The organism is Deinococcus aerophilus, from assembly GCF_014647075.1.
GTDB classification, from domain to species: Bacteria; Deinococcota; Deinococci; order Deinococcales; family Deinococcaceae; genus Deinococcus; species Deinococcus aerophilus.
Genome location: NZ_BMOM01000094.1, coordinates 1 through 581 on the forward strand (window position 1 = coordinate 1; position 581 = coordinate 581).

General features: G+C 70.2%; 1 protein-coding gene. It reads right to left on the minus strand.

What is annotated here, in order from left to right:
* Positions 1 to 581: AAA family ATPase (locus tag IEY21_RS16730; protein WP_188905472.1), on the minus strand; the 581-nt coding region annotated here is incomplete at both ends.

Consider the following 581-nt stretch of genomic DNA (forward strand, 5'->3'; position numbering starts at 1 on the left):
GCGTGGGGGAGCAGCTGGGCGGCGAGGGCGTGACCGACCTCGTGGTAGGCCGTGACCTTGCGGTCGGCTTCGCGCACCACCAGACTGCGCCGTTCCGGGCCCATCAGCACCCGGTCGCGCGCTTCATCCACATCCCGCGCCGTGATGCGTTTGCGTCCTTCCCGCGCCGCCAGCAGCGCCGCCTCGTTGAGCAGGTTCTCCAGATCCGCGCCCACCATGCCCGCCGTGCGCCGCGCCACCACGCTCAGGTCCACGCTGACGTCCAGCGGCTTCTTGCGCGCGTGGATGCGCAGGATGTGTTCCCGCCCCCGCACGTCGGGGGCGTCCACCACCACCTGACGGTCGAACCGTCCTGGACGCAGCAGCGCGGCGTCCAGGACGTCGGGGCGGTTGGTGGCGGCCAGGATGATGACCTCCTGGCCGCTGCCGAAGCCGTCCATCTCGACGAGCAGCTGGTTGAGGGTCTGTTCGCGTTCGTCGTTGCCGCCCTGCATCGAGACGCCGCGCTTGCGGCCGACGGCGTCGATCTCGTCGATGAAGACGATGCACGGCGCACTCTTGCGGGCCTGTTCGAACAGGTC